Origin of the sequence: Pedobacter ginsenosidimutans (assembly GCF_001442625.1) — a bacterium.
Classification (GTDB): domain Bacteria; phylum Bacteroidota; class Bacteroidia; order Sphingobacteriales; family Sphingobacteriaceae; genus Pedobacter; species Pedobacter ginsenosidimutans.
Window position 1 is genome coordinate 38,638 of sequence record NZ_LMZQ01000015.1, and the last position, 26,190, is coordinate 64,827.

Here is a 26,190-nt window from a genome sequence, read left to right on the forward strand (position 1 = left end):
TAAATAAAATAGAATGAAACAACAAGTAAAAGCAGCTGAAGGCAAGCTGGGAATATTAATGCCTGGATTAGGCGCTGTAGCAACAACCATGATTGCCGGAGTTGCTGCAATTAAAAAAGGGATATCAAAACCTATCGGTTCGTTAACACAAATGGGCACAATCCGTTTGGGAAAAAGAACAGAAAAAAGAGAACCAAAAATTAAAGATTTTGTGCCTCTGGCTGGTCTTGAAGACTTAGTTTTCGGTGGCTGGGATGTTTATGAAGATAATGTTTACGAAGCGGCGATGAATGCCCGCGTATTAGACGCTAACCTGTTGCGCGATGTACGTGAGGAATTACAGGCCATTAAACCAATGCGCGCTGCTTTCGATAGAAATTATGTAAAAAACCTGGATGGTAAATATGTAAAAGATCTCGATAACCGTTACGAACTGGCTTTAGCCGTGATGGAAGATATTAAAAACTTCAAAGCAGAAAACAATTGCGATCGTATTGTACTGGTTTGGTGTGGTTCTACAGAGATTTATTTCGAGCCATCAGAAGTGCACGAATCACTGGCTGCTTTTGAGCAGGGTTTAAGAGATAACGATTTGCGTATTGCGCCAAGTATGATCTATGCCTATGCTGCATTAAAATTAGGAATTCCTTTCGCTAACGGAGCGCCAAACTTAACGGTTGATATTCCTGCCTTAATCGAACTGGCTAAAGAAACCGATACCCCAATTGCTGGTAAAGATTTTAAAACTGGTCAAACTTTAATGAAAACCATTTTGGCGCCTGGTTTGGCGGCACGATCGTTAGGTGTAAACGGTTGGTTTTCTGATAACATTTTAGGTAACCGCGATGGTTTGGTGTTAGATGATCCTGATAACTTTAAAACCAAAGAAGTATCTAAACTGGGTGTATTAGAAGATATCTTTAAACCAGAGGTTAACCCTGATTTGTATGGCGATATGTACCACAAAATCAGGATCAACTATTATCCGCCTCACGGTGATAACAAAGAAAGCTGGGATAACATCGATATTTTCGGTTGGTTGGGTTATAAAATGCAGATCAAGATCAATTTCCTTTGCCGCGATTCGATTTTAGCCGCACCAATTGTATTAGACCTTGCTTTGTTTATCGATTTGGCTAAACGTGCAAACCTATCGGGCATTCAGGAATGGTTATCATTCTACCTGAAATCGCCACAAACGATTCCAGGTGTACCTGCAGAAAACGATATTTTTAAACAGTTGATGAAACTTCAGAATACCTTACGTTACATCATGGGCGAAGAATTGATCACCCATTTAGGTCAGGATTACGAAGAAGAACTGATAGAAACGGTATAGTGTTTATCCACAAATTTCTTTCAACGGCTCTGGGAATCGGGTATATCGGCAAGGGCGCAGGTACTTATGCTGCTATAGCAACCTGCATCTGCTGGCATCTTTTCCAGAGCCCTTATACCAACCCTTATTTATGGCCGATACTTTTCACTATGCTCATCGTGATGTTGGGGGTGATGAGTGCCGATCGGGTGGAAGAGATTTGGGGAAAAGACCACGGTAGGGTGGTGATTGATGAAGTGGCCGGAATGTGTATTACCCTGTTATTTGTGCCTTTAAAATGGCAATATACGCTTATCGGGCTGATTCTTTTTAGGTTTTTCGATATCCTCAAGCCGCTTTACATCCGCAAACTCGAAGAATTGCCAGGTGGTTGGGGTGTAATGGCCGATGATGTGCTGGCCGGGATTTATGCAAATGTTATACTGCAACTGGTTGTTGTTTTAGAACTGTTTTAACCATGATGTTCACTTATCTAAAAGCACAGGCATCATCCTTAGTGGCCTCGGCAATAGATTTCAGTGTCACCATTATTGCCGTAAACCTTTTTGGCTGGTGGTATCTGGCGGCAAGTATTACAGGTACGGTTACAGGTGGAGCAGTTAATTTTTATGTGAACCGGAAATGGGTTTTCGAAAGTGAATCTACAGCCATTAAATGGCAGATATTGAAATATATTTTGGTATGGGTAGGCAATCTGATTATCGTAACCGCAGGTGTGTTTATCCTCACCTATTTTTTTAATCTCAATTATGTTCTCGCTAAAGTGCTTAGTTCAGTTTTAACAGGGGTAAGCTACAATTATATCATGCAAAAGCAGTTTATTTTTTCAAGTTAAATGAAACCGATCTATTCATTTTTTCTCCTCGTGGTGCTCAGTTTTATTTTGCAGGTAAAAGCTTTTGGCCAGAGAACAGTCGTATCTGGCATAGTGCGCGATGCGGTTACCAAGGAAACGCTACCCAATGTTTCTGTTTTCTTTAAGGATACCAAGATAGGCATACAGACTGATGTAAACGGAAAGTACACATTGGTTTCTCCCGATCCTCAAAATGAGATCAGTTTTAATTATGTGGGCTATCGGGCAGTTTTTAAAAATATTATGCCATCTGCAACGCAGGAGCTTGATATTGCCCTGGTTCCTGATTCGAGAGCCTTGGACGAAGTGATCATTGTGGGTGGAAAAAAGGTAAAATACCGCAATAAAGATAATCCGGCTGTAGAATTGATCCGCCAGGTAATTGCGCATAAAGATGAAAACCGGATTAAGAGTTACAATACAGTGTCTTTTAGGCAATATGAGAAGATGTTGTTCTCGTTGAGCAATGTTTCGGATAAGTTTAAAAGCAAAAGGATGTTCAGAAATTATCAGTTTTTATTTCAGGAGCAGGATTCGACCTTAATTGGTGGAAAAAATCTCCTGCCTGTATACATTCAGGAACAATTATCCAACCATTACCTCAGTAAAGATCCTGAAAAAAATAAAACGGTTGTTATTGCCGAGAAACAGGTAAACTTCGATAGCAGGTATATCGATAATAAAGGAATGAAAACTTATTTCGACAGGATGTACCAGGATATCGATATCTATAAAAATAACATTTCGGTGATCAGTAATGAGTTTTTAAGTCCGATTTCGGATGGAGCCCCTGCTTTTTATAAGTTTTTTATTACTGATACGTTAAAAAATCAAAAACCTCAGGTTATTGAACTTTCTTTTACCCCCCGAAATACAAACGATATGTTGTTCGAAGGAAAGATTTATGTAACGAACGATAGCCATTACGCCGTTACGGGTGCTTCATTTGGGGTAAATAAAAACATTAACCTCAATTTTGTACGTGCGTTAAAAATCGATCTCGATTTCGAAGCCAACAACAAAGGTAAATACAGCTTAAGCAAAAGCAATCTATTAGCCGATTTCGGTATAGGCAAAACCAAAGGCATAGGTTTTACCGGCGAGCGTACCGTTACCTATAAGAATTACCAATTTGATACGGTTCTGCCCGATACTATTTTTCAAGGGAAAAGTACTGTGGTGTTGGGCGATGCAGCAAAAAAAGACGATAAATTCTGGGAGCAAAACAGACTGGATACCATTTCGAAGAACCAGCTGAAGATTTATGGCAATATAGATACCCTGCAAAACCTGCCATCTTTTAAAAGGACCATGAAAATCGTTACGCTTTTATTTGCAGGTTACCAGAATCTCGGTCCTTACGAAATTGGTCCGGTAAATACATTTTACAGCTTTAACAATGTAGAAGGCTTAAGGCTGCGGGTAGGCGGCCGAACAACGCCCGAGCTTAGTAAACGTTATTATTTCGAAAATTATTTAGCCTACGGTATTAAAGATGAGAAATGGAAGTTTTTCCTTTCCGGAACTTATTCGCTGAATAATAAATCGATCTACGAATTTCCTCAAAACTACATTAGGGCCAGTTTTCAGCGCGATACTAAAATACCTGGACAAGAACTCCAGTTTGTGCAGGAGGATAATTTCCTCCTCTCGTTTAAAAGAGGAGTAAACGATATGTTGCTCTATAACGATTTTTACCGCCTGGATTATGTTAAAGAATTCGAAAACCACTTTTCTTACAACCTTGGCTTTAAAAAGTGGAGCCAAACACCTGCCGGTGGACTCAATTACCTAAACGGAGCAAATCAGTCTGTTAACCGGTTAAGTACCAGTGAAATTTCCTTGCAACTAAGGTACGCGCCGAACGAAAAGTTTTATCAGGGAAAAATATACCGTGTACCCATTGCCGATCGCTATCCGGTATTTAATTTACGTTATACCGCAGGTTTGAAAGGCGTTTTCGGTGGCGAATACAATTACCATAACTTAATGGGAAGCATCGATAAACGTTTTTATTTATCGCAGTTAGGTTATAGCGATGTAACTTTCGAAGGCGGTTATATTGCCGGAAAAGTACCCTTCCCTTTATTGGCTATACATCGTGCCAACCAAACTTACGCCTATCAGCTTAACTCTTACAACCTGATGAACTTCCTTGAGTTTGTGAGCGACCATTATGTGAGCATCAATATCGACCACAATTTTAACGGTTTCTTTTTTAATAAAGTACCTTTAATTAAGCGGTTAAAATTAAGGGAAGTGGTTTCGTTTAAGGCATTATATGGTGGGTTGAGGAATGAAAACAATCCAAATCTCCAATCGGGATTATACCGGTTCCCGGTTTATGAAAATGGCGCACAAAGGACTTATGCTTTGGGTAACGAACCCTACATGGAAGGCAGTGTTGGTGTAGGCAATATCTTTAAATTATTGAGGGTTGATCTTGTAAGGCGTTTCAATTACCTCAATAATCCGGAAGTTTCGGAGTGGGGAATAAGGGCAAGGGTAAAATTTGATTTTTAAGAAAAAAGCTATGGAAACTAAATTAAGGGACAGCCTGCAACAGGGCATATATAAAGTGATTAACCCTTTTGTAAAGGGACTGATTAAAATTGGCTTAACACCTAATGCGGTAACCACCATAGGCTTGATCCTGAATATTGGTGTGGCGGTTATTTTTGTACTCGGTGCCGAAAAATCGAATCGTGGCGATATGTCATACATCGGTTGGGGTGGAGCATTGGTGCTTTTTGCAGGTCTGTTCGATATGCTCGATGGTCAGGTGGCGCGATTGGGAAACATGAGCTCGAAGTTTGGGGCCTTGTACGATTCGGTACTCGACCGTTATAGTGAAATGATCATGTTTTTAGGGATCTGTTATTACCTGGTTGCGCATCATTATTTTTTAAGTTCCTTGTTTGCGTTTATCGCATTAATCGGCTCGATGATGGTGAGTTATACCCGTGCGAGAGCCGAGGGATTAGGTGTGGAGTGTAAAGGTGGTTTAATGCAAAGGCCGGAAAGGGTAGTAACCATTGGCGTTTTTGCTATAGCCTGCGGTATTGCTGGTCATTTTATTGGTGGCGATTACAAAGTTTATGTACCAGGCATTTCATTTCATGTTTTCGAAACGATGTCGATTTTTACCATGCCCATTACCCTAATGGCGGTATTGACCAATATTACGGCTGTTAAAAGGTTACAGGAAGCCAAAAAAGGGCTCGAAGCGCAAGAGTTTAATGAGCGAAAAGGAAATAACAAGGCCGCATTAATTGCTGGTTTGGTATTAGTTGGAAGTTTAACCGGAGTACTTTCCTTTAATGCAAATGCGCAGGGATCAGATCCTTCTCCAATTACTTTTCCAACGCCAAAAGATATCAATAATCAGCTGTTTTATTTACAGCGCGATCCGAATACAAATACCATTATCTGCCAGTTAAATGTAGATAAACATGGCGAAGTAAATAAAGAACAGCCTGTAAATGTTTTTTGGATGCGCTACGGAGATAAAGGCGAAAAGAAAGAGCTGAGTTATATCCAGCGGAAATTTGCATATGGCATTATCAGCAAAAATCTGGGTAACGGTCAGTTCGAATTGCGGTTTACCTCGCATAAAAAACTGCCGATGTACCTGAATAAATCTGGCGCAGATAAAAAATATCATGTTTTTGCTACCATTAATAATAAAAAAATGCAGTTAGAACGGATTTTCCTTCGGATTGAGGGAGGTACCTTTTGGTTTCCGAATGTGAAATATGTAGAGATAAAAGGTTTTGATGCTTCAGAGCCTTCAAAAGTGTTAGTTGAAAGGATTAAGGTTTAGCGGAGGGCGTAATGCGGGTGGCGTTGATTGTCATTCTGAGTGCAACGAAGAATCTTTTGATATGGGGTTGGGTGGCTGTGTGTTATAGATTAGAGATTCTTCACTACGTTCAGAATAATAGTGATTTGTCAGTCTGAGTGGAGTCATCTCTACAAGTCATTTCGAGCGAAGTGAAACGGAGCCGAGAACCACGAAGTGCTCAGCGCAGCTAAATCTATATTCAAAGGTCTCTCCATTCCGCTTCGCTTCATCCGATAGCTATCGGACCGAGATGACGAACCAAGGAGGAGCCGAAGACCTTTATTGGGTCGTCATTCCCAACCCGATAGCTATCGGGTTGATTGGGGATCGTAATGCGATAAGCTTTAAGATTCCCGCCTGCGCGGGAATGACGATCGATTATATGATTTGTCAGTCTGAGCGGAGTCGAAGACCCTACGTTGAGAATGATAAATTGTTTAAGGAAAAGATCCTGAAACAAGTTCAGGATGACGATTAAACGTGAGAGTAGTCGAAGACCAGTTAAAAATATTACCAATGAAAAAGAATTTTGTTTCAAATTCGACCGCATCCATCAGGATGTTTAAAAACGACTTTTTAGAAAGCTTATCAAAAGTTAGGTTTTATGTGCCTTTGATTGTTTATGTTCCAGTGATTGCTTTTCTTTTTTGGAAAGCGCTTTGGGAAATCGAAATGCCCGTTTTAAATTTTGCAGGCTGGTTTTTGTTAGGCCTGGCCATTTGGACCATTACCGAATACATCCTGCACCGCTACGTGTTTCATTTCGAGCCAGATGCAGAATGGGGCAAGAAAATCCATTTTATTTTTCATGGGGTACACCACGATTATCCCAATGATGCCAAAAGATTGGTAATGCCCCCCTCAGCAAGTATCCCTATGGCTTTGGGTTTTTACTTTCTTTTCGATTGGTTATTGCCTGATACAGTGGTTTATCCATTTTTTTCCGGTTTTATGATCGGCTATCTTTTTTATGATATGGTACATTATGCGCTTCATCATGCCAATTTTAAAAGCGGTTTCTGGAAACAGTTAAAACAGCACCATATGCTTCACCATTATTCCGATTCGACCAAGGGTTATGGGGTAAGCTGGACTTTTTGGGATCATATTTTTAGATCTAATTTTGATAAAAAATAACATGCAGCAAGAGGTATTGCTTAAAAACAGTTTTTATAATCTTCGGAATATTTATCTAACAGTTGCTATATCTGTTGGATATCTATTGTTATCAGTACTACTGGTCGGCTTTAAAACCGACCAGCTGGTGCTGATTTTTATTTTTAACGCTTTGTTTTATATCTCGAAGGGAACCAGGCAGTTTATCCTCGGCTTTTCAATCTTTATCGTCTATTGGATACTGTTTGATTACATGAAAGCCTTTCCGAATTATCTTTTTAATACGGTACATATTGAAGATTTATATGACCTGGAAAAAAATACTTTCGGCATTAACTACCATGGCTTAATACTTACACCTAACGAGTATTGGAAAATAAACAGTACTGCATTTTTAGATGTATTAACAGGGTTTTTCTACCTGATGTGGGTACCTGTTCCGCTGGCCTTCGCTACTTATCTTTTTTTTAAGAATAAGGAACAGTTTGTTCGGTTCTCGCTCACCTTTGTCTGGGTAAATTTATTGGGCTTTGTGGTTTACTATGCTTTCCCGGCGGCACCGCCATGGTATGTGCAGGAACATGGCTTCGGATTTATCGCGAAAACTGCCGGCAATACTGCCGGATTGGCCCGGTTTGATCATTATTTTAACATTACGCTCTTTCATGGCATATACAGCAAAGGTTCTAATGTATTTGCAGCTATGCCATCGCTGCACTCATCATATCCTGTTATTGTTGTTTATTACGGTTTAAAAAACCGTTTGGGGAAAATTAATATTTTCTTTTTTACTGTAATGCTGGGTATCTGGTTTTCTGCCGTATATACCAGTCATCATTATACGCTTGATGTCCTGGCTGGAATAAGCTGCGCCATATTGGGTATTATTTCTTTTAATTATTTAATGCGCAACACAGGTTTGAAGCACTTTGGAAAAAAACTGATCAACGCCATTAGTAATTAAACAACCAGCATTGATCAGGTACGATGTTTCAGTATATGATGTTATGCTGAAAGGTTAAGTGGTGTTTGGCTGTTACGCATGGTTAAAGCCTGACAGTTGCTTTTTGCTTTCGCAAGCAGGTAAAATTCTACAGTAGCGATAAGGATAAGTGTATAGCCAAAAAGTTCGAGCGATTCTTCTGACACATTCTTCACATCACGGATATATTGATTTTCCATAACGGCCATCCAAAACACTTTTCTACCATATAAACGCGCGAAAATATAAGTAGTTAAAATTCCAGATAATAGTATCCCAAAGGAAAATTTGTTTACAAAACCGTTTAGGTTAGAAAAAAAGAGTCCTTTATTTCTGTATATAATAATAATTGCAAGAAAAAGTAAAGCAAAAGCGCCGGTTTGCCACGCCCCATCATAAACATGTTCATCAAGAAAAGCGTCTTGCTCTCTGATGAGAGACGCCATTGTGAAGCTAAATAAGGCAAAAGCAAGTGGGAATGATGATTTATGTTTAAATGAAATATAAAGGTAAGTAAGGGCACTTAATAATAGCAGCAAGCTCTGCACATATTCTACAATTGATTGTTCACTGAATTTATTACTTCCTGCTTCATGCTGCACATTCCACTTCAGAAATTCAGACAATAAAACCATTATTGAACCATAAATAAGAAATCGGATAATAGCAGTTTTTAAACCGCTTGGGCTTGATGAGATAGTGGGACTGACCATTTTTTATTGAATTTGCATTTGTCATCAGCTAGAAAAATCAATAAACATGATTCTGCCGATAAGTTAGACTACAAATTTCGCTCAAGAACCATTGCTAAAAAAGGTCTATAAGTCCTAAAAATTGGTTAAAAAGTACGAATATTTCAAAATTTAAAAATATAGTTTTTTGTTTATGTTATTCAATTTAGATAAGGGCCATAAGTAATTAAAAAAGCCCAATAGTTGATCTTAAACGACCGGCTATTGGGAATGTTATATGTTTATGCAGTACTGTGTATTTTAAATACAAACTGTTATATTTAACTGAAACAAAAGTAAATATGGATTCGAACATTGTTACCCTTAGCGTTATCAATTATATTAACGATTATGATTATTACGATTCGCTCACAGATTTAAATAGCGATACAAACTCAAAATCTTTTACTAAACTGAGCGAAATCAGGGAAAGAAATAAACGTCATATTTCAGAGCTTTTTCCGAATGTGAAATTTCGCGATAACAAAAACCAGCTACTTGCAGTAGGTAGTTTTAAGCATGCAGTTAAAGCGAAGATCGAAACATTATCGAAGAAAGAAATAGAAGATTATCTCGAAACATTTAAAAAAGATGCCAAAAAAATAGCCAGGCTTTATAGAAAGATCAGGAAATAACTGCGAGATTTTCTTGGTACTAAAGTGATAAACCTGGTTTGGTATTGAACAGGTTATTTTATATTAACATTAGCGCTGTATTTTTGGTTATCTATAGGGTTAGTATAAGTTTTCAATTTTTGTGTCATGACAGCAGCAATCGATTCAATCGGCAACGGCCATTTTCAAGGTGTATGCCCATGTGGTAAGGGTGATAAATCGGATCTGGAAAGAATTCCACGGACATTTATGATGAAAACCCTGTTATTCTGGTTGCCTATGAAACGGTATAGGTGTTACCGTTGCATGCGTAACCGCTGGGTGCTTGGAAGAAAATCACATCAAATCAGCCATTAAAATCTATTCATGTAACACCAGGATTGCTTTTACCGATTTGTTTAGTACCTGATTAACCGTACTACTGGTAAATAACCGGTAAATAATATTGTGGTGATGTTTAACTAAACAAAGTATATCGGTATGGTTGCTTTTAATGAAATCCATAATACCGTTTGGCGCACTACTGTCCATAATGTAGTTAAATTCTATTTTTGTATCAGGAAGTAATTCTCTGATCCTTTTTTCTCCGGTTTGGATATGTACCTCATCCGATTTTTCAGCAACATAAAGTACCTGCATTTTTCTTGTACCCGAAGCTTTTAAGAGTTCGCTCAGTGCTGTAATATCTTTAGGTGATAAAACGGTTTCATAGTCGGTGGCCAGCGTAATAATGGGAAAGTTTGTAAAACTGCTTTCTAAAGGGACAATTAGCGTTGGGATTCTCATTTTGGTAACCACCATACTGGCATTGCTACCCACAATACCACTAATGCCTGTTGCTCCGGTAATGCCCATTACCAAAAGTTCTACGGGATTTTTTTCTGTATGATTGGTAATTACTGCCCTTAAAAAACCAACATCGCAGGTGGTTTCCAATTTAACATCGGTATAGTTTTCTTTTGCCTTAATGTTTCCGGCCCATTCTTTTAAGGCAGCCCTTTTATTTTCATAATAAGATTCGATAAAAATGGCATTATAAGTACTGTTGTTTATTCCTTCGGTAGGGTGGATGGCATGGATGGCCACAACCTCCATTTTTAGTGTTTTTGCCATAGCTAAGGCGTAAGCCAGGGCGTTTCCTGCACTTCTCGAAAAATCTGTTGCTACAAGTATCTGTTTCATTTTTGAAAAATAATAGGATGATTTGAATAGGGTTAGATAAACAAATGAAAAAGCATAAATAACAAGATGGCTAAAACAATCGATACTGGCAAAGTAAGGATCCAGGCTAAGCCAATATTTTTTAAGGTGTTATTGTTTAAATTTTCTTTTCCGCCAGAGGCCACCATGGCACCGGCTATCCCGCTTGATAATACATGTGTTGTACTTACCGGTAAGCCGAAGGCTGTGCTTAAACCGATGGTAGATGCGGCTACAATTTCGGAAGTTGCACCCTGAGCATAATTTAAATGTTCGTTTCCAATCTTTTCGCCAATGGTAACCACTATCCGTTTCCAGCCAATCATGGTGCCAAGCCCTAGTGAAATGGAAATTAACAGTACAACCCATAGAGGTGCAAACTCAACCACTTTAGCTAATTCAGTAGTGTTATCAGCCAGGAACTGATCGTCGGTTTTGTTAATGATGAGTGTTTTATCCGTTCTTACTATTTTTACCGAAGCAATTACGTCTTCTATCTGCTTTCGGAAAAGATAAGTATTTTTTTTATCTGTTTCATTTTTTAGCGACAGGTGGAATTTAGCCTTGTCTATTTTAGTTACCAGGGTGGTAATATCCAATCTTTTGCCCTGATTAAGTGCTGCTGTTTTTTGAAGCACCTGTTCGGTCTGGTTCAGTTGGGAAAGTATTTTATCATTTGGGATATGGTGATTTACCGCAAATTTTGCAGGCAAAAAAGCAATCAGGATCAACATGAGTAAGCCAACACCTTTTTGTCCGTCGTTACTGCCATGAAAAAAGCTAACTAAGGTACAAGTAGTGATGAGTAAACCCCTGATGAGTAAAGGAGGACGGTCGTTTTCACCATGCGGGATGTGGAAAAGCGCATGGTACTTCACAATATGTTTTAAAAAGTACATGAGTAAAACGGCCAGGCCAAAGCCGATAATGGGCGATAAAATTAATGATAAGCCAATTTCTTCGGCCTTGCCCCAGTTTACGCCTTTGCCTCCATAATACCAGGTAAATGCCAAACCAGCACCAATCATAGCACCGATCATGGTGTGCGAACTCGAACAGGGAATGCCCAAATACCAGGTGCCCAGATTCCATGCAATAGAGGCCAGTAAAACAGCCAGTACCATTGCTGCCCCAACGCCAATAGGAAGATTCATTAAGGCATCCAAGGGTACGAGTTTTAAAATACCCATGGCTACGGCTATCCCACCGGTAAATACCCCCATGAAATTCCAAAAGCCCGACCAGGGAATAGCGATAACAGGTTTAAGTGCCTTGGTATAAATCACTGTAGCTACTGCATTGGCCGTATCGTGAAACCCGTTAACAAATTCGAAACCAACTACGGCAAGCAAGCAGATTATAAAAATGATGACAAGAGGTGTACTTAAATCGGTGTTTCCCAGAAAGGGAATGATGTTGCAGAACGACGGCATAAGATCAGTTTGGATATCCATAGCAGATAACGGTATCTGCGCTATTCAAATAAATGAATAAGTAGCTGATTTAAATCGTGTTGTAGGTTAAATGATTGTTATCAATGTGTTAATGCGCAAATTGTAGTAAAAGAAAAAGGCTGTTGTGGTATAAGGTACGTTGTTTGTTCCACTTCAAAAATATCAAAGCTGTAGATGTAACCTGGTCCAGGTAAGGGCGGTAGTTCAATGGCATTAAATGAGCCATCTTTTGAGAGGTAAGTCTAAGTTCAGTTGGCATTTTTGTTCCGGCATTTGCGGGGGATGAAAGTTTAGTATAAACTATAAATTCGCCATTGGTTTGTATCTGATTTATTAATGAATACTTAACATCTAATTAATCAAAAAATAAACTCGGGACTCTAGTTTTGCTGGAAATAGAATCATCCATTTTTTATGGAATATCCCTCACTTTCAGATCGACAATTACTAGAAGAATGTTCGCGCGACAACCTGAAAGCGTTTAATGTTTTATTTGACAGGTATTTTAACAAGCTTTTTAAATATGCGCTTGGTTATGTAAGCGATGAATGTTTTGCAGAAGAGGCAATGATGGACTTGATGATGTGGCTGTGGGAGAAAAGGCACACACTCGAAGTACAGGGAGAGTTTAAACATTATATTTTTAGGGCGGCGAAAAACGCAACCATTAAAGCGATCAGAAAAAAGGCCATCGAAACGGCTTCAATAGAAAGTATAGAAAATCACATCTGTTTTACCAGTAACACCGCCGATTATGCAATTTTAGCAAGTGAACTAGAGCAGAACTATCAGGATAAGCTTAATCTTTTAAGTCCTCAGCGCAAAATTGTTTTCCAAATGAGCAGGGAAGAAGAGCTGAGCCATGCCGAAATTGCCAATAATCTCGATATTTCGATCAACACGGTGAAAAACCATCTCAAATTTTCGTTGAACCATTTCCGTAAAAGCTTGCTGAGATATAGAGATGCTGCATTAATTGTTAGCCTTCTACTGCTTTGGCATTAAGCTAATCCCTCCTTTTATTGCTTCTATTAATCTTTTTTTTAAAATTAATTTATTTGATTATCAGTTGCTTATGTGTTTTTTTTGGAGGTGCATTAGCCCCTTAGCGCTTTTTTTGTCCCTTGTTAGCTGAAGGCGATTAATATGCGCCGAGCCAAACAAACATGACCAAGTTGGTTGATCAATTACTTCTAGAAAAATTCCTTAAAGGTGAATGTTCTGCACAAGAAGAGCAAATGGTGCGCTTATTCTTAAAACAGCCAGAATCTGAAATCTTATTAAGCAAAATCCTCTCCTCCAATCAGGCCAAAGATTGGGCGCTATTTGAAGCAGAGGATGTTCCGCATATTAAACAACAATATTGGAACAATTCAATCAACCAAAGAATTACGGACAAACAAGAGGAGCAAGAGTTAAAGGCGAAAAAGCGCTTCAATTTTAAATACGCAGCCATCTGGACCACGCTGGTAATCACTACACTAAGTGTTTACCTGATCATGCATTTTAGTAAACCCGATCAACAGGTATTGGCTTTTATTGAGCATAGTAACCCAAATGGTCAGCGGTCTAAAATAATTTTATCCGATAGCAGTGTAGTGTACCTTGGTGCCGGCAGCCGCTTAAAATACCCGGAAACATTTTCAGCAGCTAAAAGAGAAATTAGCCTGTATGGAGAAGCTTTTTTTGAGGTAACAAAAAATCCCAAAAAACCTTTCATTATCCATACCGGAAAGGTTAGCACCCAGGTTCTTGGCACCTCTTTCAAAATAGAGGCATTTAACAATAAAGCCCTAATGGTAGAGGTAGCAACCGGAAAAGTAAGGGTAAACAGAATAAAGGGAAATAGGACCGAATCATTGGCAATCCTTACACCCGGACAACGGGTGGTTTATTTCCGTGGCAAAGCCAATACCGGAGGTGTCGACATTGCTGATGTTACTGGTTTTAAATCATCGCAGCTGGCCTTCCATAATTCAACCCTTTTAGAAATCTGTGAAACACTTGAGCGCTGGTATAATGTTAAAATCATTTTCAAAAAACGGCAAAAATCGATGGAACGGATGACACTAACTATGGATGCAACTGTATCGATAAATAAGCTGTTAAATGTACTTTCTGCTGCAGGAAAATTCCAATATAATATTAAAAATAACGAAATAACTATCCGTTAACATTCAAAAAAATAGGAAAGGAAATCAATGGATTAAAAATAACAAACTTCCCCATCCATAGGGCGGGGAAGCAGTCTTTATCGCATTATAATCGCTTGCTTTTCGACGACAGAGCGATTAAATGAAGAAAAAAATCAACAATTATTCCGGTTTATAACCGGGCAAACTATTAATATACAAATTTATGCAAAAAGGATTACATCCTACAATTAAGTTTATGATGAGGTGTTCATTTATGCTTTTAATCGCACAGTTTACCTTTATCGGCGTGCTTTTGGCCGGGAGCGTTCACAGCCAGAACCTCGATCAGGTAATCGATATCAATTTAGATCATTCAACTGTTAAAGCAAGTTTGTTAAGCATTCAGGAAAAAAGTGGTGTTAAGTTTGTGCTGCCAGAGCGGTTGCTTAGGGGGGTGAAAACCGAAATTACGTTGGGCCAGCAAACTAAAACGGTAAAGTACCTGATTGAAAGAGTACTTGTCGAAACCAATCTCGAATATAAAATAGTAGAGGGTTATGTGGTAATTGCTCAAAAACCAGTTCCTCAGCAGCCAGGGAATATTTCTGGTCGTATTGTCGACGAAAAAGGTGGTCCACTACCTGGCGCTACCTTAAAAGTGCTCGAAACCGGACAAACCATTCAAACTGATCCTAATGGTAATTACACCCTTTCGTTAAAACCTGGTAACTATACCATTGAAATTTCCTATATCTCTTTCCTAACGCAAAGAATGACAGGGGTAACCGTAAAAGAAGGTAAAACTACAGCCTTAAGTTTTTCGATGAAACCTGCAGATAATCAGCTTTCGGAAGTGGTTGTGAGTTATGGAAAACAAAGGTTAAAAGATGTGACCGGATCTATAGCTACTATTGATGCTACTCAGCTTCAGGATATGCCTGTTGGTCAGTTCGCCCAGCAGCTGCAAGGAAAAATTGCCGGTGTACAGATAGCGCAAACCAGCGGGCAGCCTGGGCGTGGAATGGGGTTTATTATCCGCGGCGCGGCTTCATTTTATTCCAGTAACCAACCCTTATTCGTAATCGATGGTACCCCTATAACAGGGAGTATCAATAACATTAATCCAGCAGAAATTGAAAGCTTTAGCTTTTTAAAAGATGCATCCGCAACTGCACTTTATGGATCGAGGGCAGCGAATGGTGTGGTGCTCATTACCACCAAACACGCAAAACCAGGCGATTCGAAGATAGATTTTTCAACTTATTACGGCATCCAGAAGATTCCAACTGGGAAATTGCCTAAAATGATGACGGCAAGGGAATTTGCAACATTTATGAAAGAGCGTGGGGAAGATGGATTAAAATATGAACCGGGTTATACCATCGCTGCAGATTACCATGCCGCTTATGATAATCCCGAACAATACGGTGAAGGAACCAACTGGTTCGATCTGCTAACCCGTTCGGCACCTATCCAGAGTTACGATCTAACGGTTCAATCGGCACGAGAACATTCCTCGTCAACGGTCATTGCCGGATACCAGGAACAACAGGGCGTAGTAATCAATAACGGAACCAGGTTATTTTCCCTAAGATTCAATCAGGATTTTACTTCGGCCAATAATAAACTTAAAGTTGGTTTTAATCTGGCCCCAAGTTATAGAATGGACCATAACAATAGGTTAAATAGCGATGGTGTTGGTGGTTATTTTGAACGTTTTTTCGAAGCCAGCCCACTAATTTCGCCTTATAATCCAGATGGTACCTATATCAGAAATGTGGCCTCTCCGGGTATGGTTGCTTACATCAATCCACTGGCCACTTATGAACTTACCAACGATGATTATAATACTACCCGCATTTTAGGTAATGGTTATCTGAATTACGAATTTTTACCTGGCCTTATTGTAAAAACGAATCTGGGCGTAGATAAAGGGGCCGAGATGCGTAAATATTTCCAGGCAGGATTGGTTACAGGAACGCAGGGACAAACCACGGGAACAAGTTCGTCGGTTGATAACGGTTCGTGGACTGCAGAAGGAAACCTTACCTACAACAAAACCTTTGCAAAAGATCATAGTATTGATGCGCTTGTAGGATACTCGGCGCAACAATTTAGTACCTACAGCAATACCTTAACCGGACTAGGCTTTGCGAGTGATGATATTGAGTATTTAGGTGCGGCTACCAGTGTAACCGGTAGTAGTGGTGCTGGTTCTTACACTTTGCTTTCGGCAATTGCGAGAATTAATTACGCTTATAAGGGCAGGTATCTTTTATCAGCTGCGGTAAGACGTGATGGCTCATCTAAATTCGGCATTAACAAACAATGGGGAAGTTTTCCTTCGGTATCTGCCGGATGGATTGTAACTGATGAAGGCTTTATGAAAAACGTAAAAGGTATCGATTTCTTAAAACTTCGTGCAAGTTATGGCATTACCGGAAATAACTTTTTCGCAGGTAACTACGATTCGCAGGCCACCATAGGTACTTATTATTACAACTTCAATAACATAATTACACAAGGCCAAACCATTAACCGCCTGCCTAACCAGGAGTTAAGGTGGGAGCGTAACAAACAGCTCGATTTAGGTCTTGAATTGGGTATTCTGAACAACAGGATTAATTTTACCTACGATTATTACCGAAAGTTAACTGATGGATTGATTCAACAACGTGCCATCCCAACCTCTTCAGGCTTTTCTCAGATTATATTTAATGTGGGCGAACTTAAAATGTGGGGACATGAATTTTCGGTCAGCTCAAAAAACCTGGTCGGTAACTTTAAATGGAATACCAACTTAAGTCTTTCATTCGACCGCAACCTGATTACCAATTTGGTTGATCCTGGTTTTATCAGAAGAAATGTTACTGTAAGTTCAGATTATTTCCGTCAGCAGGTTGGTCATCATTTAGGAGAGTTTTACGGATTTGTTTTCGAAGGTTTATACAAAGATGCTGCAGATCTGGCTAATTCGGCTAAGTATTTAAGTACCCCTGCAAAACCTAATGGCAATTCAGATATCGGCACCATCAAGGTTAAAGATATTAATGGCGATGGCGTAATTGACGATGTGAACGACCGTACTTTTATTGGCGATCCAACACCAACCTTTACCGGTGGTATGGTGAATAATTTTAAATACAAAAACTTCGATCTGACTGTTGATATGACTTTTTCGGTAGGTGGTAAAATTTTAAATGCCGCCAAATGGGCCTATCAAACCAACATGGATGGTTCGAGGATTTTGCTGGCAGCAGCAGCAGACCGTTGGCGATCGGTAGAAAATCCGGGATCAGGCATTTACCCGAGAACCAAATCTGGAACTACTGGTATTGGCCGTAACGTGAATACACAATGGATTGAGGACGGATCTTATTTGGCTGCCAAAAATATTTCACTGGGTTATACCATACCTGTAAAAAACCTCATGTTGAAAAATCTTCGCGTTTTTGCCTCCGTGCAGCAAGCCTTCGTTATCACCGGTTATTCGGGAATGAACCCCGAAACAAATGTGGGCGGATCAGACCCAACTTTGGGTGTTGGGGTAGATGAAAATGCCTATCCAATTCCAAGAACCTTTTCTTTAGGGATCTCAACCACATTCAGGTAACCATTTAAGTTAAAAAAATGAAAAAGATATATATAGCCATTATACTGTTAACCATTGGTATCAGTTCATGCAAAAAGGATTTTATTGCACTTAATCCCGAAGATTCTTATACTGATGGAGTATTCTATAAAACCGAACAGCAATTCCGTTCTGCTGTGGTAGCTGCTTATGCACCGCTAAGAGATGTTTTAATAAACGACTATTTTACCTCTGAAATGCATTCAGATAATACGGTGTACCAGCCTATTCCTGGAAATAGGGGAACGGCCTATGTAGAGCGTGAGAATATTTCTGATTTTACCAACACCTCTACCAATGCTTATGTTTCGGCAACCTGGCAACACAGTTATACAGGTATTTCACGTTGCAATATCATTATCGAAAGATTAAAAACTTCCGATCTTGCCGATGCCGTAAAAGCCAATTTGGATGGACAGGCCAAGTTTTTAAGGGCGCTTAATTATTTCAAACTGGTTCGCTTATATGGTGGGGTACCACTTTCGATAGCCGAAGTTAAAACAGCAGAAGATGCGTTTAAACCTAGAGCTACTGAAACTGAAGTTTATGCCCAGATTATTGCTGATGCTAAAGATGCCATCAATGAGCTTTCAGCACCAGCTAAATTTCCGCAAACTGGCGAAGCAACAAAAGGTTCGGCCACGATGTTATTGGCTAATGTTTATGCTGTTCAAAAAAAATGGGCAGAGGCCGAAACCCAATTGAATAGTCTGTTAACCATGGGGTACGACCTCAATGCGAATTATGCAGATACCTTTTTACCTGCCAATAAAAACGGAAAGGAATCGATTTTCGAAATCCAGTTTTTAGGCGGTACCATCACAGGTTCTACACCTAATGCACTTTCATTCCACTTTCTGCCCAGAAGTAAGGATACCAGATTGCTCACCGGGATTGCGATCGATAATACAGGTACAGGAGGATGGAATACCCCGAGCAGCGATCTGATTGCCGATTTTGAAGCCAATGATAAACGTCTTGATGCCGCCATTGGTATTGCCGAAGGTACTTACGATGCCAGCAGTTATTTTGTTTACTCGGCAGTTAAAAGTATTGTTAATTATACTCCGGCTGCAGGCAAGGTTGGTGTACCATACATTAAAAAATACCTGCACTCGCCACTTGCAGCAACCACGGGTTCTAGCGATGACTTTCCGATATACCGTTTTTCTGATGCATTATTGTTATTGGCCGAGGCTTTGAACGAACAGGGCAAATCGGCGCTTGCTTTAGCGCCATTAAATAGGGTGAGGAAAAGAGCTGGTTTAACGGATATTGTAAGTACCGATCAAACGGAGCTTAGAACAATTATTCTACATGAGCGCCGGGTTGAACTGGCTTTCGAAAATAGCAGATGGACAGATTTATTGAGGACCGGAAAGGCAATTAATGTTATTAATGCATTTGGTGTTAAAATCAGGCAGCAGCTTCCATTTCTTTCCTCAGATGCTTACGTAATCGATAATCACCATTTATTATTTCCAATCCCACAAAATGAAGTTGGGCTAAATCCTAAGATCATCCAAAACCCGGGATACTTTTAAGATTGAAGTATAAGACTAGTAAAAGAGGAATAAAATTTAATTAAGTAAAAATGACCATAAATAAAGCACTGTTCAAGAAAAGCCTTTGCATTTTTTTAAGTGCACAAATGTTATTAACCACAAGTGCAAGCCTAATACCTGCTTTGCAGCAAGAACGTTTAGCAGACGACGAATTTGCGATCGTTGTACTACCTGATACCCAATATTATACTTCAGAGAAGAATGGCGGGAAAAAGGAAATGTTTTCGGCGCAGACCGAGTGGATTGCAAAAAATGCAGCAAAAGAAAACATTAAATACGTAATCCATCTTGGTGATATTTCTGATGATGGGGAAAAATTTCCGCAACAATGGGTAAATGCTGCCAGGTCGATGTATAAATTGGAAAAACCACAGCCTGGCTATCCGCAGGGTATTCCATATGGTATGGCCGTAGGCAACCACGATCAAACCAAAAGCCAGTATCCTTTAAGTGGTAAAACCGATCAGTACAATAAATATTTTGGTATAGATCATTTCAAAAATAAAAAATGGTACGGTGGGCATTATCGTGATAATAACGATAGCCATTTCGACCTTTTCGAAGCAGGCGGTTATAAATTCATTGCTATATTTTTTGAATATGATTCTTATGATGAGGATATTGAAGGATTGAACAAATGGGCAAGTGCGTTGCTTGAAAAATTTATCGACCGGAAGGCCATCTTAGTGAGCCATTCTATTATTCATTTTAACAAGAAAACAGGTACCAACGAAAAGGGCTTTCCGAAGTTTTCTAAACAGGGGCAGCGGGTTTTCGATCGTTTAAAAAGTTACCCTAATGTATTTTTAACTTTATCAGGCCATGTGGGCGATAATGGCGAAGGCTACCGCCAGGATGGTTATGCTGGCAATGTGATCAAATCATTCCTGTCTGATTATCAGAGCAGGCCAGATGGGGGACACGGCTTAATGCGGCTCATGAAATTTTCTAAATCGAAAGACCTGATCAGTGTACGCACTTTTTCTCCGGTAACGGGCGAAGAAGAAACCGATGCGGATAGTAAATTCACACTTCCCTGGTTCCACCATACCACAGTGGCCAGGTATCAGGATTATAACAACGATGGTATTAGCGAAATCGCATTTTTTTCTAATGGTACCTGGAAAATATCTGGGCAGGCAGATGTTGTTTTTGGTAAACCGGGCGATGTTGCAGCTCCAGCTGACTATAATGGTGATGGCAAAACGGAGCTTGCGGTTTTCAGACCATCTGAAGGAAAGTTTTATATCCAGGGAGGGAAAGAGGTTGTACTTGGTCGGGCAGGCGATATTCCGGTGTGTGGAGATTGGGATGGAGATGGCTTCGCAGAGGCTGCTGTTTATCGTCCTTCCACATTAACATGGTACTTTGATGGACTGGATAGTGTGAAATTCGGACATAAAAATGGTACTCCTGTTCCTGCAGATTACGATGGTGATGGGATATTGGATGTAGGTATATTCCGTAAAGACAACTCTTTATGGCAAACCAGTCTCGGTAATATTCCTTTGCAGGTTAAACATACACCAGGCGATATTCCGGTACCTGCAGATTATGATGGCGACGGTAGGACAGAGATGGCTGTTTTCAGACCTTCAACGAACGAATGGATTATCGACCGTTTTAAAGAACCGGTAAAATTTGGACAAGAAGGAGATATTCCTGTTCCAGGCAATTATTTAGCTGGAGGGAAATCGAGTTTGGCTGTATATAGAAACGGTTTAATTTACCTTCAGAATGGTAAACCTATTGACGCCAAAAACGGAAAGGCTGCGGATTTGATTAATAATAAAAACCGTTAATCTTTGCTGCTATTCAGCTGTTGAGTGATTTTAAGCTGAAAACAAAGAGGTTGTATCATAAATATAGATTTGTTATCCTGTCCAAAGGACTCCTTTGGAGAGCTTGTCGAAGGACCTGTTTAAATACGCTTTAAGGTGTTTCGACAGGCTCAACATGACAGCAACTGGGCTGAAATCGCCTTTATGATACACTCTCTTTTTATTATTTTATTGCACCAAATGCTGCGAAATAAGAATTTTTATGCAGGATCTCGGTAACACTAAACCCAACTTTTTGCAATAAAGCCAGTTGATAGTTTAAAGAGCGAGGGGTATCTTCATATTCAATATAATCAAATACTTTTTGTTTATATGCTGCACCACCAAGTGTTTCCAGGTAGGCCCCGTATTGATCTTGAAAAAGATTATCGATCAAAACAGAATCGTGGGCAATGAGGTCTGAAATCCAGATACTGCCTCCAGGTTTTAAAGCCTGGTAAGCTTTGGTAAAAACAAGCTCCCAATCGGCATCGGTGCGCAAATGATGAAATGTTGCAGCAGCAAGTATAATATCGAAATGATTATCGGGTAAATTAAGGTTACGCATATCGTCCTGTATAACAGTTACTGTTCCGGTAGTTTGTGCCGATACCCTATCACTTGCACGTTCCAGCATCGGTAAACTCAAGTCGTTAAGTGTAGAGTTAAGGTTTGGGATTTTACTGAGCATTTTTAATGTGTAATTGCCCGCACCACATCCAATATCCAACAGTTCTTTTGCATTTGGATTGATGTATCTGGCCGCTCCGGTGCAAAGCTCCATGGTAAGTGGCGCATCGATGGTGGTTTGTTGTCCGCTCTCTAAGTTAGAGAAACGTTCTACATCGTTATCAAACCTTGTTTTAATTTCTTCATTTGTTGCCTTGTGCAAATAATCTTTATTCATTGCTTTAATTTTTTTGTAAAGTTAGTGCTGTTAATCATATTTGTAAAATATCAATTTAAGCATATAACGATACCTGTTAAGTATTATAAATATGGAACTCAGACATTTGTTGTATTTTAAAACCGTTGCAGAAGAACTTCATTTTACTAAAGCTGCAGCAAAACTTTTTATCTCGCAGCCTCCTTTGAGCAGGCAGATTAAGGAACTGGAAGAAGAACTCGGTGTACAGCTGTTTGTTAGGAGTAATAAGCGGGTTGCGTTAACAAACGCCGGAAAATATTTTAAGACTGAAGTAGATGCCATGTTTGCCAAACTGGAAGAGAGTAAAGAAGTGGTTCGTAAAATTCATGAAGGCGTTAGCGGCGAATTAAAGATTGGCTACATCAGTTCGGTTTACCAATCGCACCTGGCAGAAATTTTAAAATTAATGCATCAGGAATTCCCTTATTTGAAGACGAGTTTGTTTGAAGTGCCTACACTTGCACAAATTAAAGAACTAGAACATGGTGGTTTAGATGTAGGGATTTTAAGAGCACCGGTTTTATCGGAAAAATTGAAAGTAGAATCTTTGTTTTTTGATCCCTTTGTGGTGGTTATTCCTTTAACCGACCAAAAAATTGATGCCAGGAACGGGCTTGCCGATTTTTTGAAGAAAAGTCCGTTTATATTCTTTAATAAAGATTTCGCACCTCAGTATAACCAGAAACTTATGGAGATTTGCCAGCGGATGGGCTTTAATCCCGATATTACCCACGAGGCCAACAATGTACATTCCATATTACAACTGGTAGAAGCGGGCCTGGGTGTATCGATTTTGCCGCTGTCGTTAAAAAAACAATATGCACAGCTGAAAGTATCTTTTATCGAATTTGACGCTATTCCGGTTAATACCGAAGTGGTATTGGCTTATAAGGAATCGAATAAAAATCCGGCATTAACCTGGTTTATTAAACACTATGCCGAGTTGAAAATCAATGATTTTCAATAAAAAAGAATAATGAAATCCACCACCATTAATCAATATAATCCAATTAAAGACCGATGAAATTGTAAGAAAGGCTGTTCTCAGATGGGAGGCAGCCCTTTTTACAGATTTCAAAATCCTATAGCTACCTATTGAGCATTATTTTTCAAAAGAAACGGTCAACTGTCTAAAACACGGTCAGTAAAATGGATTGTTGTAAAATTGACACCATAAAGGTAGTTGATTTCCGATTTTCTACCCTAACATTTCCGATTTTCATCTCTTTTAAGCTTGTAAAAGCACAAATTTGCCGCAACCAACATCAAAAGCCTATGTTAAGGCTCAACACAAAATGAATTATACAAATTTACCTAACCTATGAAGAAATTATTGTTCGCCATATGTTTTCTGGCTACAGCAGTAATTGCTTATGCACAAAAGGCAGCTGATGAAAAAAAAGCAATGAAAAATCTGCTCGACAGGCAATTTGAATTTGCACGGAAACAATATCAGTTACTCGCCAAAAACACACCGGCAGACCGCATGCCGAAAACCTATTATTCAAAAAATAATAAGCTGGAAACAAGCGATACCAAATGGTGGTGCAGTGGTTTTTACCCAGGGTCGCTACTTTATATTTACGAATACACCAAAGATTCTGGTACCTTAAAAGAGGCCGAAAAACGCCTTGCTGTACTAGAAAAGGAGAAACATTATACCGGAAACCATGATTTAGGCTTCATGATGTTCTGTAGTTTCGGCAATGCCTACCGCATTACAGGTAATGCGCGATATAAACCAACTATCGATACAGCTGCGGCTTCGCTTGCCACGCGCTACCGCCCGGCGGCTAAAGTAATCCAATCGTGGAATAGTAGTAAACAGTGGAAAGGGCCTGTTATTATTGATAATATGATGAATCTGGAGTTATTGGCGTGGGTGTCCGATCATGGTGGCGATCCGAAATACAAGAAAATTGCCATCAATCATGCTGATACTTCACTTAAAAACCATTTCAGATCAAATTATAGTTCCTACCATGTAGTAGATTATGATATGGCCACGGGCAAAGTACTTAAAAGAGGTACTGCCCAGGGGGCATTTGACGAATCGGCCTGGAGCCGTGGGCAGGGTTGGGGATTATACGGTTATACCATGATGTACCGTTTTACCAAGAACAAACATTATCTTAATCAGGCAAAAAACATCGCCAAATTTATTATCAATCATCCTAATATGCCTGCCGATCAGATTCCATATTGGGACTTCAACGCACCGAACATTCCAGGTACTTATCGCGATGCTTCCGCCGCTGCGGTTATTGCCTCTGGTTTGTTGGAGTTAGGACAGTATGCAACAAAAAGTGAGCAAAAATTATATGTAGGCGAAGCAAAAAAAATGATCATTTCACTTTCATCTGATGCATATAGTGCAAAACCGGGTGAAAATGGTGGTTTTTTACTGATGCACAGTACAGGGGCCTTACCCCTGAAATCAGAAGTCGACGTTCCGCTGAGCTACGCCGATTATTACTATCTGGAGGCGCTAACGCGCTATAAAAACTGGTATTTATAACACACACAAAATGGAAAGAAGAAAATTTATAGGCGCGTTGTCATTAACCGGAGTATTTGGGCTGTTTAATCCTAACGAAGTTTTATCCGTTACAAAAACTAATAACAATACAAACGCTCAATCAAAAAACGACAGAGAATACTGGTATAAGCTGCTTTATAAAATTGCCAGCCCCGTTGTTTCCAATTTAGCCAATGGAACATTGATTAAAAATATGCCAGTGGTTACGGCGCCGAAATTCGATTCCAGAACACCTGCTGTATCGTACTTAGAAGCCGTTGGCCGTACCTATGCGGGAATTGCACCCTGGCTTTCATTACCTGATGATACCACAACTGAAGGTATTTTAAGGAACAAATTGAAATTACAAGCTATTCAGGGATTGGATAGCTGTTTTGCGGCAAATAGTCCTGATAAATTAAATTTTACCAAAGATTATCAGCCGATTGTTGATTCAGCCTACCTGGCACAAACCTTTTTAAGAGCCCCTAAAGCCCTATGGGAACCCTTGAAGCCCGAGACAAAACGCGAAATTATTGCTTCGTTTAAATCTTTGAGGAACAGAAAGCCCTTTAAAAATAATTGGTTGTTATTTGGTTCTATTACCGAAGCCTTTTTATTATCAATCGGCGAACCACACGATGAAAGCCGCTTAAATGAGGGTGTAGATACCTTAAACGCATGGTATAAAGGAGATGGTTGGTACGGTGATGGTGTAAACATGGCTTTTGATTATTACAATTCTTTTGTAATCCACCCGATGATGGTGGATACGCTAGCTGTTATGCTCGATAAAAAGCTAATCAAAAAAGAACGGTACGATCTTGCTGTAAAAAGGATGCAGCGTTATGTAGTAGGGCAAGAGCGGATGATTTCTCCTGAGGGAACCTACCCACCAATTGGACGTTCAATTACCTATAGAACCGGCGCTTTCCAGGCTTTAAGCCAAATTGCCTTAATGCATAAGTTACCAGCCACTATTCAGCCCGCTCAGGTACGTTCGGCCTTAACTAAAGTTAAACAGAACATATACGGTACACCCGGAACTTTTGATGCAAAAGGATGGTTACAGCTTGGTTTTTGCGGGCATGATCCTGAAATAGCAGATTATTATACCTCTACAGGCAGTTTGTACATGGCTACACTATCGTTCCTTCCTTTGGGCTTACCGGCTACCGATGAGTTTTGGGCTGCACCTGCGGCAGAGTGGACATCAAAAAAAGCCTGGGCAGCAAAACCGTTTTCCAAAGATTATCATGTAGATTTTTAGTGAGATAATTGGTCTAGAAGTATCCCTCACTAGCGCAAGTCTTAATAGCTAGGGCAGTGTTGTTGGCTGAATGTGCTTTAAAATTTTCTTAATAGATTAATATATTGATTTGACTAAAACACAAGTCAGGCCTTTGCTTGTGCCTGAGGTGCTAAGACTTGCGCTAGAATAGGTGAGATTGCTTCGT

Annotated in this window: 20 protein-coding genes; 16 read left to right on the plus strand and 4 right to left on the minus strand. The window is 39.6% G+C overall.

What is annotated here, in order from left to right:
* Positions 1-13 precede the first annotated feature (13 nt).
* From ASU31_RS18365 to ASU31_RS18400, 7 genes are all read left to right on the plus strand, one after another.
* Entirely contained in the window at positions 14-1,339 is a 1,326-nt protein-coding gene (locus ASU31_RS18365) for an inositol-3-phosphate synthase (RefSeq protein WP_057933740.1), read from the plus strand.
* The gene (locus ASU31_RS18370) at positions 1,339-1,794 is read left to right on the plus strand and encodes a phosphatidylglycerophosphatase A family protein (RefSeq protein WP_245224561.1); all 456 of its coding nucleotides are present in this window, start codon (positions 1,339-1,341) and stop codon (positions 1,792-1,794) included. The genes ASU31_RS18365 and ASU31_RS18370 overlap by 1 nt, the downstream gene beginning before the upstream one ends.
* A gap of 2 nt (positions 1,795-1,796) precedes the next feature.
* On the plus strand, positions 1,797-2,174 hold the full coding sequence (locus ASU31_RS18375) for a GtrA family protein (RefSeq protein ID WP_057933742.1): 378 nt from the start codon (positions 1,797-1,799) through the stop codon (positions 2,172-2,174).
* On the plus strand, positions 2,175-4,718 hold the full coding sequence (locus ASU31_RS18380) for a DUF5686 and carboxypeptidase-like regulatory domain-containing protein (protein WP_057933743.1): 2,544 nt from the start codon (positions 2,175-2,177) through the stop codon (positions 4,716-4,718).
* A 10-nt stretch (positions 4,719-4,728) separates the two neighbouring features.
* Positions 4,729-6,018: a DUF4833 domain-containing protein gene (locus ASU31_RS18385; protein ID WP_057933744.1), complete on the plus strand. Its 1,290-nt coding sequence runs from the start codon at positions 4,729-4,731 to the stop codon at positions 6,016-6,018.
* 537 nt (positions 6,019-6,555) lie between these two features.
* The gene (locus tag ASU31_RS18395) at positions 6,556-7,176 is read left to right on the plus strand and encodes a sterol desaturase family protein (RefSeq protein ID WP_057933746.1); all 621 of its coding nucleotides are present in this window, start codon (positions 6,556-6,558) and stop codon (positions 7,174-7,176) included.
* 1 nt (position 7,177) lies between these two features.
* The gene (locus ASU31_RS18400; RefSeq protein ID WP_057933747.1) at positions 7,178-8,119 is read left to right on the plus strand and encodes a phosphatase PAP2 family protein; all 942 of its coding nucleotides are present in this window, start codon (positions 7,178-7,180) and stop codon (positions 8,117-8,119) included.
* Positions 8,120-8,160: 41 nt separating this feature from the next.
* On the opposite strand, the gene ASU31_RS18405 is transcribed toward ASU31_RS18400, so the two are convergent.
* Entirely contained in the window at positions 8,161-8,850 is a 690-nt protein-coding gene (locus ASU31_RS18405) for a hypothetical protein (RefSeq protein WP_057933748.1), read from the minus strand.
* 320 nt (positions 8,851-9,170) lie between these two features.
* Here ASU31_RS18405 and ASU31_RS18410 point away from each other — a divergent pair, with 320 nt between their 5' ends.
* Positions 9,171-9,503, plus strand: a complete 333-nt coding sequence (locus tag ASU31_RS18410; protein ID WP_057933749.1) for a hypothetical protein — start codon at positions 9,171-9,173, stop codon at positions 9,501-9,503.
* A gap of 339 nt (positions 9,504-9,842) precedes the next feature.
* Here ASU31_RS18410 and ASU31_RS18420 read toward each other — a convergent pair whose 3' ends face one another.
* Together ASU31_RS18420 and ASU31_RS18425 are read right to left on the minus strand one after the other, a co-directional pair.
* A complete protein-coding gene (locus tag ASU31_RS18420) occupies positions 9,843-10,664 on the minus strand; it encodes a universal stress protein (RefSeq protein ID WP_057933751.1) in 822 nt (273 codons plus the stop codon).
* Positions 10,665-10,696: 32 nt separating this feature from the next.
* Entirely contained in the window at positions 10,697-12,115 is a 1,419-nt protein-coding gene (locus ASU31_RS18425) for an inorganic phosphate transporter (protein WP_057933762.1), read from the minus strand.
* A 435-nt stretch (positions 12,116-12,550) separates the two neighbouring features.
* Between ASU31_RS18425 and ASU31_RS18430 the strand changes: the two genes are divergently transcribed.
* From ASU31_RS18430 to ASU31_RS18450, 5 genes are all read left to right on the plus strand, one after another.
* Positions 12,551-13,141, plus strand: coding sequence for an RNA polymerase sigma-70 factor (locus tag ASU31_RS18430; protein ID WP_057933752.1), 591 nt, complete (start codon positions 12,551-12,553; stop codon positions 13,139-13,141).
* A gap of 161 nt (positions 13,142-13,302) precedes the next feature.
* Positions 13,303-14,310 carry a FecR family protein gene (locus tag ASU31_RS18435; protein ID WP_057933753.1) on the plus strand — a complete coding sequence of 336 codons (1,008 nt, stop codon included), beginning with the start codon at positions 13,303-13,305 and terminating at the stop codon, positions 14,308-14,310.
* Between the two features lie 184 nt (positions 14,311-14,494).
* Positions 14,495-17,884: a SusC/RagA family TonB-linked outer membrane protein gene (locus ASU31_RS18440; protein ID WP_057933754.1), complete on the plus strand. Its 3,390-nt coding sequence runs from the start codon at positions 14,495-14,497 to the stop codon at positions 17,882-17,884.
* Between the two features lie 17 nt (positions 17,885-17,901).
* Entirely contained in the window at positions 17,902-19,446 is a 1,545-nt protein-coding gene (locus tag ASU31_RS18445; protein WP_057933755.1) for a RagB/SusD family nutrient uptake outer membrane protein, read from the plus strand.
* A 50-nt stretch (positions 19,447-19,496) separates the two neighbouring features.
* On the plus strand, positions 19,497-21,269 hold the full coding sequence (locus ASU31_RS18450) for a metallophosphoesterase (protein WP_057933756.1): 1,773 nt from the start codon (positions 19,497-19,499) through the stop codon (positions 21,267-21,269).
* A gap of 202 nt (positions 21,270-21,471) precedes the next feature.
* On the opposite strand, the gene ASU31_RS18455 is transcribed toward ASU31_RS18450, so the two are convergent.
* Positions 21,472-22,194 carry a class I SAM-dependent methyltransferase gene (locus tag ASU31_RS18455; RefSeq protein WP_209435018.1) on the minus strand — a complete coding sequence of 241 codons (723 nt, stop codon included), beginning with the start codon at positions 22,192-22,194 and terminating at the stop codon, positions 21,472-21,474.
* Positions 22,195-22,285: 91 nt separating this feature from the next.
* Here ASU31_RS18455 and ASU31_RS18460 point away from each other — a divergent pair, with 91 nt between their 5' ends.
* The 3 genes from ASU31_RS18460 (at position 22,286) to ASU31_RS18470 (ending at position 26,003) form a co-directional block, all read left to right on the plus strand.
* Positions 22,286-23,182 carry a LysR family transcriptional regulator gene (locus ASU31_RS18460; RefSeq protein WP_057933757.1) on the plus strand — a complete coding sequence of 299 codons (897 nt, stop codon included), beginning with the start codon at positions 22,286-22,288 and terminating at the stop codon, positions 23,180-23,182.
* 354 nt (positions 23,183-23,536) lie between these two features.
* Positions 23,537-24,733: a glycoside hydrolase family 88 protein gene (locus ASU31_RS18465; protein ID WP_057933758.1), complete on the plus strand. Its 1,197-nt coding sequence runs from the start codon at positions 23,537-23,539 to the stop codon at positions 24,731-24,733.
* A gap of 10 nt (positions 24,734-24,743) precedes the next feature.
* Entirely contained in the window at positions 24,744-26,003 is a 1,260-nt protein-coding gene (locus ASU31_RS18470) for a DUF2264 domain-containing protein (RefSeq protein WP_057933759.1), read from the plus strand.
* The last annotated feature ends 187 nt before the right edge of the window (positions 26,004-26,190 follow it).